The 8,954-nt window shown below is 43.7% G+C and carries 9 protein-coding genes; all 9 read right to left on the bottom strand.

Translation table 11 applies throughout. The features are described 5' to 3' along the window. Positions 1-3 precede the first annotated feature (3 nt). The 9 genes from BSG1_RS17885 to BSG1_RS17845 all read right to left on the bottom strand — a co-directional run bounded on the left by BSG1_RS17885 (position 4) and on the right by BSG1_RS17845 (position 8,736). Entirely contained in the window at positions 4-738 is a 735-nt protein-coding gene (locus BSG1_RS17885; RefSeq protein ID WP_006838620.1) for a DUF2161 domain-containing phosphodiesterase, read from the bottom strand. Positions 739-1,216: 478 nt separating this feature from the next. Further along, entirely contained in the window at positions 1,217-1,945 is a 729-nt protein-coding gene (locus BSG1_RS17880; RefSeq protein ID WP_044023128.1) for a toast rack family protein, read from the bottom strand. 161 nt (positions 1,946-2,106) lie between these two features. Further along, positions 2,107-3,198 carry a threonine aldolase family protein gene (locus BSG1_RS17875; RefSeq protein ID WP_006838617.1) on the bottom strand — a complete coding sequence of 364 codons (1,092 nt, stop codon included), beginning with the start codon at positions 3,196-3,198 and terminating at the stop codon, positions 2,107-2,109. A gap of 76 nt (positions 3,199-3,274) precedes the next feature. Continuing rightward, a complete protein-coding gene (locus BSG1_RS17870) occupies positions 3,275-4,219 on the bottom strand; it encodes an alpha/beta hydrolase (protein WP_006838616.1) in 945 nt (314 codons plus the stop codon). 68 nt (positions 4,220-4,287) lie between these two features. Beyond that, positions 4,288-4,872, bottom strand: a complete 585-nt coding sequence (locus BSG1_RS17865; protein ID WP_006838615.1) for a methyltransferase — start codon at positions 4,870-4,872, stop codon at positions 4,288-4,290. Positions 4,873-5,102: 230 nt separating this feature from the next. Next, a complete protein-coding gene (locus BSG1_RS17860) occupies positions 5,103-5,615 on the bottom strand; it encodes a hypothetical protein (protein WP_006838614.1) in 513 nt (170 codons plus the stop codon). Between the two features lie 248 nt (positions 5,616-5,863). After that, a complete protein-coding gene (locus BSG1_RS17855; RefSeq protein ID WP_006838613.1) occupies positions 5,864-6,931 on the bottom strand; it encodes a C45 family autoproteolytic acyltransferase/hydolase in 1,068 nt (355 codons plus the stop codon). A gap of 82 nt (positions 6,932-7,013) precedes the next feature. Next, positions 7,014-7,394 (bottom strand): glyoxalase superfamily protein, encoded by a 381-nt coding sequence (locus BSG1_RS17850; RefSeq protein ID WP_044023129.1) that lies wholly within the window; start codon positions 7,392-7,394, stop codon positions 7,014-7,016. 109 nt (positions 7,395-7,503) lie between these two features. Then, a complete protein-coding gene (locus BSG1_RS17845; protein ID WP_044023127.1) occupies positions 7,504-8,736 on the bottom strand; it encodes an MFS transporter in 1,233 nt (410 codons plus the stop codon). Positions 8,737-8,954: the final 218 nt, after the last annotated feature.

The raw sequence follows: 8,954 nt of genomic DNA, 5'->3' as shown, positions 1-8,954 counted from the left end.
TTCTTAATTGGACGGTTCTTGCTTAGTGATTTCCTTTAGATAGTGCTGTTTTAACTCGGGAAAATCTTCTAAATCACGCTTTCCTTTATCTGAGATCTTATAGATTCCTCTCTCAACACGATCGAACCAGTTGTAATAATTCTTGCTCAATATTGATTGGGTTTTATCACCGGTTCCCATTGTCATAAGATCCTTTGGAGCTAATGGACCGCATTGCTCTAAGCAGCAGGCGATTCTTATACAGTTTTCTTTATAGGCCGTCATGATCTTGGTCTTGTTGCTCCCACCGACATTATAATCAGCACTTCTGCCTTCGATTTCCGCCAAAAGGGATTTTCTCTTCCGGCTGCTGTTTCTCTTACTTTTATCTAAGTCAAAAGGTTCAGGATGTTGGATAAACTGGATTTTGGGAATTTTATTCGCAACCGAAACAGTGATAAGACCCAATTCCAGCCTGCGTACCAAATGACAAATATCCTTCCAGCGTCTCGACCTCATATTTTTAGGCCTGGGGATGGCTATATAGACAAGGTCTGTCAGTCTCTGCCTTTTCGTGGCCTGAATCAGGAGATCCACTGTCAGATTGAGCTTCAGCTCCACAATGATCAAGTCCTCGCCCTTTACGGCCGTCAAATCGCAATCCTTCACTTCTCCATTTACCTTATAGCCTTCTTTTGTAAAATGTTTCTGAATCGGCTTATATAAATCAGATTCCAGAATTTTTATCTTTTCACTCATGTGTAAAAAACCTTCCCGCTTTTGTTAATCAAACGTTTGATTAATAAGAATAACCCTATTATACCGCACTTTTGGGAGCCTGTAATTTGGAAGGAGGTATCTATGTGCCAGTTCATTAGTTTGCTTGAAGGGGAGAGACAGGATTGGCAGGCAGCAGTTTTGGTGATCAGCTGGTCTTGGATTGGTTGCAGAACGTACGGGGTTTTCCGCTTTGGGGTCAGTGTTTTTTAGTAGATTTAAACCTTGTTACTCTTCTGAGGAATTTGCTTGTTTTTCCACTATATACCTTATTACTCTGGCGATCCTCTTCTGTAATAGGGTGTTTCACTGCTAATCGTACCACTGGAAGCACTTTTCCTTTTTATAATGGTACGTTTTACCCTAATCCAATACGCTTTCCAAACATGCAGCTAAACTAAAAGGCCCGATTGGAAGCCTATTAAAAAAGCACCCAGAAAGAACCCTCGGGTGCAGCTTCTTATTTTAATTGGAAGTTTACCTCTCCTACACCTGTTTCCACTTTTACAGTGATGATGACATCTGCTGTTTCAAAGGCTTCGTTTACATATGTGTTATTTCGGGAGGAGGTGAATCCGTCAAAATTCGCTTTACCGACACCTTCTTCAGACTTGATTTGGACACCGACTGACTTTGGAAGGATGACCGTCGTCTTGCCGACACCGGTATCAATGTCGACATCGAAACTTTCTTGCCAGTCTCCGCTGAGGTCCACTTCCACATCACCGACACCTGCATCCACTTTTAACTTCCTCAACCGGAGCCCCCTTAGGTCCAGGTTGGTATCCGCTGCCCCCGATTCTACACGGAGGTCGATTGGCACATCATTCGTTAATAGCAGGTCCCAGCCATTTTTCATATTGCCAAAGCCCACATTGACTTTGTTTTTTTGTTTGATGACAATATCCCCTTTATCACCATCCAAATCGTACTGAACAACCGGCTCCATTGTCTCATTGCTATATTCAATGTTCCCTGTTATCCATTCGGAAGCACCGCCTGATATGTTCATTTCCCCGGCACCAAGCTGCAGGTTGACTTCTAAGTCGCGGGCAGAGTCCTTCTCTATATCCACTTCATATTCATTCACGTTTCCTTTACCGAACGTTATTGTCTCAAGGGCACTGCAGCCGGTTGCGATGACGAACAGTGAACTTAATAAAGCTCTCGCTAATAGTTGTTTCTTCATCTTAATTCCTCCCAATTACTCTGTTTATACTTCTATGATACGTAAACACCGCAATTGGTAAAACGCACCCGGGAATGAATTAAAGCTAAGACTTACGATGTAGAGGGACTTCTATTGCCACAATTTAAAAGAGAGTGACTCCGGGAAGTCACTCTCTCTCGCTATATTTTTTTCAAACTTTCATTCAGCAATTGGAAAACTTCTGTTAACTTTTCCTTTTGGATAGTATCATAAACATCCCCGATGCTGACTTCATAATAACAGGAAGTTTCTCCGGTTTCCCGTAAATACCCGCTTAAGCCGACACCTGTTTTTTCATAAATATCGACAAGGATGGGCTCAAGATCCGCCTTTGCCATTTCATAATGGACGTGAAACATATTGGAGACCGGCACTTCCGGCAGCGTAGATACCTTTTCACAGCTATTGTAAAAGCTCGCAAATTCTCTCGCATTGAGATAATACCTTTCCAGCTTGTCTGCTCTCTCGTCAAGATAATAATCGGCACTGATGATATACGGGTACAGGCTGATCAGATCGCCGCCGTGACGCCTTTTCCATACTTTGGACTTCTTTGTAAACTCTTCGCTCCCTGCAAGGATGGCTCCTGCAATCCCGCCAATTCCTTTATAAAGTGAAATATACACACTGTCAAAGAGATTACACACTTCAGATGCCGTCTTTCTATAGTATGGAAGGACTTCCAACAGTCTCGCTCCATCAAGGTGAAGTTTGATGCCTTTTTTCCGGCAATAGTCAGATATCGATTGAAGGGTTTCAAAGTCCGGCAGCTGGCCGCCGATTTCACGCTGCGGCAGTTCCAGCAGGACGGCCGCCACTTCTTCTTTCATGTGCTGGATATCCTCGAGGGTAATGACACTGTCCTTATCCGCCAGCAGCACTGACTGAATGCCATGAAGTTCTTTCAGGCCGTCCTCTTCATGAATCTCCAAGTGGGATAGGGGATGATATGCGACTTTCTTTATTTCTTTTTCATCACACCAGATTCTTAATGCAATCTGCTGGGCCATTGTGCCGCTCGGAAAAAACACAGAAGATTCTTTTCCAAGCAATTCAGCCATCTTCACTTGAAAGTCTTCAATCACCTTCCCGTTTCCATACATATCACTTTCAGTGTCAGAAGCCACATGCTCGAACGCTTCTTTCAACACTCCTGCATTCCGGTCACCATGGCCATTCGTCTTAATCCGTGTTTGTTTAAATGCCTCAAACAGACTCTTGTTTTCGCTCACTATGTACAGCTCCTTTTCTGGTGACAGGCATGTCCCGGGATTTGCCGATTTCGACAAAACCCCGGGGGTGTGCCTGTCACTCGCCGATAAATGTTTTCAAGCGCTTTTGATATTCTTCTTCCGCAACCGTATAAGCTTCCGTATGACCAGCTCCAGGTACAATCCAGATTTCCTTCTCACTGGATGCTGCTTCATATAGGACTTCCGCCATTTCTGTTGGCACGAGTTTGTCTTGATCACCGTGGATAATGAACAAAGGCAGTTTGTTTTTTTCGACTTGATCGACTGCTGAAGCTTCGGTAAAAGTGTAACCCGCCCGCAGTTTCGTAACCGCACTGGTGATTTCCATCAAGGGAAAAGCCGGTAAATTATATAAATACTTCAATTGATGAGCGAGTTCTTCCTCGACAGTCGTATAACCGCTGTCAGCAATGATTCCTTTCACTTCAGAAGGAAGTTCTTCCCCGCTGGTCATCAAGACCGTTGCGGCGCCCATCGAGAAGCCATGCAAATAAATCTCCTGTGCATCATATTCATTTATTAATAGATTTATCCACCTTTTGTAATCTTTACGGTCGTCCCAGCCATATCCGATATAGCTTCCTTCACTTTTCCCGTGCCCCCTGGCATCAGGCTTGAGGACATCAAAGCCCTGCTCATGATAAAACTGTGTCACGCCCGGCATTTGTTCGTTGCTGCCTTTATATCCATGCGCTAAAATGACAGCTTTTCCATTCGGATTCCCACTTTTCAACAGTACAGCGCTTAATGTCAGCCCGTCATGGGATTCCACTTCCACTTGGTGGAATGACTGTTGTTCTGTCCACTCCAGCACTTCTTCCAGCTTTCGTTGCTGCTCTTCTTCATCTACCATTGAAAATGCCGATTGAGATCCCCCATATAACTCTACCGGGTCATCGCTTCGATTGACGGCAACATTATAAAAATAATTTCCCGCCCCTATAAACACAACCGCGAGGAGGGCGATCACGATTCCGCCCCACTTTATAACTTTTTTCATCCTCAAACTCCTTTAACATTCATCTACTAAACTACTATAAAAATTCAGTCTTCCTCTCTAAATTCCGCCTATGCTCTCAGGCTGTACAGAAGAAATTTTTCATAAACGTTACCAGGCAGGATGATTTCTTTTTCCATATGAAAGGCCGTCTGGTTTTCCAGGAAAAAGACATAATCCTCCGGAGCATAGTATAAAATCAGCTGGATATCCCTGTTCTTTTCTTCAAAAGACTGCAAAATGTTATTAATGACTTTGATAAAGATTCCAGCCGAAAACGGATTGAAGAAATAGAAAACATTATCATCCGGGTGAATTCGATAGTCCTGGGCAAGGCAGTTTTCAAATTGAATGCTGTCCTCGTTGAAATTGTATTTCTTCAGATATTCACTTCTGTTTTCAAGAGCTTCCATATAGTAATATTCATTCATCTCGACACCAATGACCGCGGATTGAAACCGGTAATGAACATAAAAGTTCAATCTTCCTGTTCCGCACCCAAAATCTACAACCCGGTCTGTGCTCTCCATTTCAACAACCTCAAACAGCTTGTCCAGCACTTGATAAGGGGTCGGCTCATAACGGTTATAGTGATGTGAGGCATAGGGTACTTTTTGTACCATTTCTGTTTTTATGTTAAGTAATTTATCATTCATCAAAAAGCTCCTTACTCACCTAGTCCCTTTAATTATATCATCAATAACTAGTTCAGGAAGGAAGCAAGTCTGCTTGTCACGCATCACCAAAACAAACCCGCTTAGACTAAGACACTATTAATTCTATTCACAGCAGGAGAGAATTGTCGAATTTCCCTGGAAATAAATAAGACACTTTCCGGGAATATCGAAGTGTTTTCGACAATTGCGGAAGTGTCGCTCTACATAACTTAGGTAGCCGCATTGTTTCCAGCGGCTGCGTTATTTCGTTTTTGGATGGCGTTGATTCCCATTACCACAGCTACAAGTTCCTGGTTACTGAGATTGGGAGATTTATTTTCCAGCTTATAGGCAGAGGACGAAAAGAAGCCGCTCACTTTTTCAGAACTGCAAATGACTGCTCCTTGATTGTCGAGGATTGTATATTCCTTTGAAAAAGCCTCCGATTCAATGGAGAATGTTCCTTTTCCAATTGAATGATACTGAAACTTCTTTGAAAAGAACGACCATTTTTGTTTCAGCTCTCCAAGCTCTTCTCCATCTTTTCCTGAAACCATCCAGCGGTTCCCGAAGAATGGAAACTTTCCGCTGGCAATAATCTGCCCCTTTTCGTTCAAAACATCCACACTGGCTGAAAAGGCACTTTTTAAATCTAACTCTCCGACTCTTTCTTTCTCTTCATTATAAATATCGGTTTTTCCTGACGAAAAGAAATTGTCCGCAAAGTACAACACACCACTCATATAACCCCTCCTGAATGTATCTTACTTTATTTACGTTTATCCACCTCAAAAAGATTCAAAATAGTGCGCCTTTTCCGCGCCAGGCACACCCCGGTATTTTGTTTTTTGTTCAGGCTTTTATCTAGAGCTTTGTTGCAGATTATGAAGATATAGCCATGAATCTACAAAATTAAAAAAGAAATAACCCTTAGTTGGATTATTCCTTTCCTCATATTGATATTCAGTGAATAAGTGTCAAGCATCCGTTGTTACCTTTTACTCCAGTCCGCCCCCTCATCCATATGGATAAACGGGATGTCAGTGTCCACTTCACCTGTTATCTTGTCTAACTCAACATCTTCCCCGTGAAGCCACTTATGAAAATCAAACTCTACAGGATTGCGGTCACCGCCAAGCGCAAACCAGGCTTTAAGCTCTTTCGGGAAATAGACGGACGTATGGATCGTTCCCGCCCAGCTTCCATATAAATCTGAAAAGATCCCTTTGTCGCTGTCATTAAACAATCTGAAGGCATCCTTAACATCTTGGATACTGCCGGAATTTTGCTGAATAATTCCCAGCCGGCGCTTGGAGTCCACAAGATGATTCCGGTTCTCCTCCTGCATGATCTCAAAATGGTTGGTACAGGCATTAGACTGACGGACTTTTACACCGCGCGGCGACGTCTCAACTACATAAGTTTCCCCGCTGGCATCATACACAATATAGCTGAAGGAATGGCGGTGCGGGATTTCTTTCAACATCAGCACCGCTTCATCGACATTAGCACAGGCTTCAAGGATCAGCCGGCCGATCATACAGCAGATGAAGCCGTCTCCCGGTTTCTTCCGGTGCATGAAGTTATATCCGATGCTTAAGCCTTTCTCATTCATCCCATCCATTCTTCCCGTCACACGCTGGCTCGGCCCGATGATGGCATATCCTTGATTGTCCGTCGGCTGATAAAACGTATATCTTCCTTCATACGTTTTCGGGTGGTAATCATAATTCCGGATCAGATAATCTTCTCCCGTCAAGATCGAACATCCGGATTTTACATAGTCCAGCCGGTACCCTCCAAACTCCTTCAGCACCCGATCCATCGGCCATTTCAGGGCTTCCTGCAATCCTTGCAGTTCTTCCCATACACCTGGAGCAAACCTTGTCACCGCCTGCTTTACTTCTTCGATTTCGATGGAGAAACGGGGTTTGCGCACCTTCCACTGGTTTTCCCTGTTGATGACCGTCAGGGAGTCTTTAATTCCCTCTCCCTGCATATAACCGAAGTCAAAATGCGTTCCGCGAAATTGTATGATATCACTGTAAATTTGTTTCATCTTTTTTAACCTCTTTTAAAAAAACTTTTCACCTAGAATAAAGGATTACGAGGAAGAAATAAAGAAATCCGGTTTGAACTCATTACTGCTTAGGCTCACCTGCTTCATAGAAAATCAGCCTGTTACCGAAGGGATCGGTGACACTGACTTCCCTTGTGTTCCAAGGGGTATTTACTATTCCCGGTTTCATATACTTATAATTTTTATCCAATAAATTGCGATGCCATCCTTCAATTCCTTTTACCTCAATCCGAACAGCTGCCCCCGGGCATGCATCTCCATGATGTTCGGATAAGTGGAGGATACAAGCGCTTCTCGAAACCTGGATATAAACAGGGAAGTCATCCTCTCCATGTTCCCAATCTATCTTGTACCCGAGAAATTCCAGGTAGAATTCCTTCGCTTTTGTTATATCAAAAATTCTAAGTATCGGGACTGCCGATCCAAAGGCTCCTAGTTTCATATCCTGCTCCCTCCAAAAGTTTATATCCCTTTCACCTTGCTTATAGTTTAGTAACTTACCGGCCGCAGCACCTGTCATCAGTTGCTCACCTCTGACAGATGCAGTCACTCTATTGTTCGGCAGAAATTTCCGTTTCCCTGCCGTAATTCCGGACAAACGGAAGCGAAAATGTCAGCAATGCCGCGCCCATCTCTAGAAGCCCTCCATAAATGAAGATATTCTGCGGAGCCGTCCACTCCATCACCCATCCCGCGATCGCCTGGGCAATCGGTACGGAACCGGACATGACAAGGATCATGACACTTATCACCCTACCAAAAATCCTTGGTGGAATGATCGTATGATTGACGCTTGGAGCAATGATATTGACGGCTGTTTCATGAAGCCCCATAAGCGCAATTAATGCAAGAATGATCCAGAGATTTCCCGTGAATCCGATCAACATAATGACAATTCCCTGTAGAAAGCACGTCAGCAGTGTCATATAAGGTTTCGGAATTTTAATCGTAAAGGCAGAGAACAATACTGCCCCCGCAACACTTCCGACCCCAATAGCTGTATTCATCAAACCGAAGCCTTCCACCCCGAAATTCAAATCATCCGCGAGAAAAGGAATGCTGATGAAGGTCGCTCCCACCGCTGCATTGGCAAAAAACGCAAAAACAGCCATTGTTGTGATGATCGGTGTATTCAGGAAGTAATGGAAACCTGATTTAACACTCTTCCACATAGGTTCTTGTTCAGTGCCCGCCTCATCTGTTTTCGTCTCTTGAACCAAAAACAAGAGAACCGCAGAAATCAGGAATGTAACTGCATTGACCATGATGGCAAAATGGGTGCTGCCGACCGCTACCAGGCCAGCCCCGATCATAGGACCGATGACGGCTGAAACATTCCCGGCCGTCATCAGAAGCCCCATCGACTGGGTATAGTACTCCTTCTCGACGATTCGTGTCCTGAATGAAATACCCGCAGGTTCCGCAATGGAATCCACCATTCCAAACACCGCTCCAATCACATAGAACATCCAGATGGCATCGTTATCGACAAAAATTACAAGCAGCGCAAGGATGATGACGGCAGCTCTCAATACGTTCGACTGGATAAGGAGACGTTTTGGGTCGATCCGGTCGACAATCACACCTCCCACAAGGACAAACATAATCTTTGAAGCGCCTAATATAAACAGATAAGTCCCAACTATTGAAGGAGACTCTGTTTTTTCTACCAGCAGCCATGTAAGAGCAATGACGAATATCGAATCTCCCAGCGAGGATATCCATGTACTGATCCAGTAGTACAAAAAGCTTTTATTTTTAAATATCGATAAATTCATCTTCATGACCTTTCTCCTCCTGATAATGGCCACCCTGTAAAAAGACGGTACCCCTGAAATATCTCATAAAAAAGACACCTATCCCACGATAGGTGCCTCCCATTGCTCCTCCACTGTTCAAAAACAGTTTCCAGAATCCTCTATAATAAGCTCACCCTGTGCGTATGCAAGGAAAAATATTGAACTAGGCTTAAAAAAGGGCAAACTGATCCCTTTGAAAAGTG

Source organism: Bacillus sp. SG-1, assembly GCF_000181495.1.
Lineage (GTDB): Bacteria > Bacillota > Bacilli > Bacillales > Bacillaceae_B > Rossellomorea.
Note: the sequence above shows the minus strand (reverse complement) of the source record. Positions and strands in the feature narration are given on the sequence as shown.